At 62.6% G+C, this 1,993-nt stretch carries 1 protein-coding gene; it reads left to right on the forward strand.

What is annotated here, in order from left to right:
- The first annotated feature begins 505 nt into the window (after positions 1–505).
- The gene (gene ltrA, locus NP3_RS45925; RefSeq protein ID WP_245721401.1) at positions 506–1,879 is read left to right on the forward strand and encodes a group II intron reverse transcriptase/maturase; all 1,374 of its coding nucleotides are present in this window, start codon (positions 506–508) and stop codon (positions 1,877–1,879) included.
- The last annotated feature ends 114 nt before the right edge of the window (positions 1,880–1,993 follow it).

Consider the following 1,993-nt stretch of genomic DNA (forward strand, 5'->3'; position numbering starts at 1 on the left):
ATATGTTGCGTCCTGAAAGTTGGACCAGGCTAGCGGGTGCGAGTCCCGTCCCGGTAGGCACCGGTGTGCCGGGTAGCAGGCCCCGGTACGTCGTCGAGAGGTGGCGTGCTGAGCGGGGTGTCGAGAGCCTCTTTGGAGGGAGCAAGCGTGCGGGCCGCAGCGTAAAGCGAACACTGCAGCCTCGTCATACTCACAACGGAGGAGCCGAGCCGCTCATATCACGGCGAAGGCCATGTCCGGCGAGCTCTGTACCGGGGTCAGCTTGTCGGGTCCTCTCGGGGTACGGGTGGTGGCACGTACGCACAGTCTGGTTCGGAACAGGAGAGACCCGTCTGCCTGGCCTTCGTCGGGCAAAGACCAAGCGTATAAGCCGATGGTGAAATCTCTTGGAGGGCAGCGGGAGTCCGAGCGGGGCGTAGTACCGGTGATCGGCGTGCAACATAACGCGTCGGGAGGGAAGGGCCCGCACTTTGATCATGTGTGCGAAGCAGGTAAGTGTGAGGGCATGACCGGGGTGACTCGGTCCAACTACCCTGGCAAGGGATCCCTTGCCGTAGCCGGTGATGAGCCGTTGCGGGCGTCGCCGGTGAAAGTGCGAGAACTGCAGCGCACGCTATGGACTGCGGCCAAGCAGTCTGAGGGTCGGCGTTTCCATGCTCTGTATGACCGGATCTGCAGGGGTGACGTCCTGTGGGAGGCGTGGGAACGGGTACGTCGCAACAAGGGTGCGGCCGGGGTCGATCGTGTGACCTTGGTTGCTGTCGAGGAGTACGGCGTGGACCGCATGTTGCGTGAGTTGCGTCGTGATCTTCGCGAGGGCGTGTATCGCCCGGCGCCTGCGCGTCGGGTGGAGATCCCGAAACCACAGGGCGGTAAGCGGCCTTTGGGGATTCCGACGGTGCGGGACAGGGTGGCTCAAACGGCGGCCAAGCTTGTGCTGGAACCGATCTGGGAGGCGGATTTTCTGCCGTGCTCCTATGGGTTCCGGCCGAAGCGGTCGGCGGTGATGGCCAAGGAACGTTTGCGGACCGGGTTCATCGTGGGTCATCAATTCGTGGTCGAGTTCGATATCGCCAACTTCTTCGGCGAGATCGATCATGAGCGGTTGCTCACCGAGGTGAGTCGGCGGGTCTCGGACCGGCGGGTGCTCAAACTGCTGCGTTTGTGGCTGCAAGCGGGGGTGATGGTCGATGGTGCGGTCGAGCGGACGGTCGCTGGCACGCCACAAGGCGGTTGTATTTCACCGCTGATGGCCAACATTTTCCTGCACGTGCTCGATACCGAGCTGTCCACCCGTGGGGTGGGTGAGCTGGTGCGTTACGCCGACGACGGTGTGGTGCTGTGTCGCAGTGTGGCACAGGCGAATACGGCTCTCGAGGCGGTGGGAGAGATCCTGGCGTCGTTGGGGTTGCGGCTGCATCCGGATAAAACGAAGGTAGTTGATCTTCGGCAGGGCCGGGAGGGTCTGGACTTCCTCGGATGTCATTTCAGGGCTCGAATGTCAGGGCGGTTGTGGGAGCAGCGGCGGATTGTCCGCTACTACCTGAACCGGTGGCCCTCGCAGCGGGCAATGAAGAGACTCAGGGAGAAGGTCTGTGCCCGGACCGGTAGCAACCGGGTGGGAACGGACATCCGCGTCATCATCGCGGAACTGACTTCGATCCTGCGCGGTTGGGGCAACTACTTTCGCACCGGCAACGCCGCGGAGAAGTTCCGAGCGATGGACCGGTACATAGTGTGGCGGTTACGACGGCTTCTGATCAAGAAGCGAGGCCGCAACCTGCGTACTGGTCAAGTACTGCAGTGGAACGAACAGTGGTTCAACGGGCACGGCCCGCACCGGCTGCGCGGCACCATCCGTTACCCGAAGGCAGCGTAACCATGTCAAGAAGATCATCGGTAAGCCGTGTGCGGGAAAACCGCACGCACGGAATTGAAAGGGGGATGGGGAAACGGGCCTGCTTTCGGGCACCGCGCCCCTGACTACCAATGG

The organism is Nocardia pseudovaccinii NBRC 100343, from assembly GCF_001613225.1.
Classification (GTDB): Bacteria; Actinomycetota; Actinomycetes; order Mycobacteriales; family Mycobacteriaceae; genus Nocardia; species Nocardia pseudovaccinii.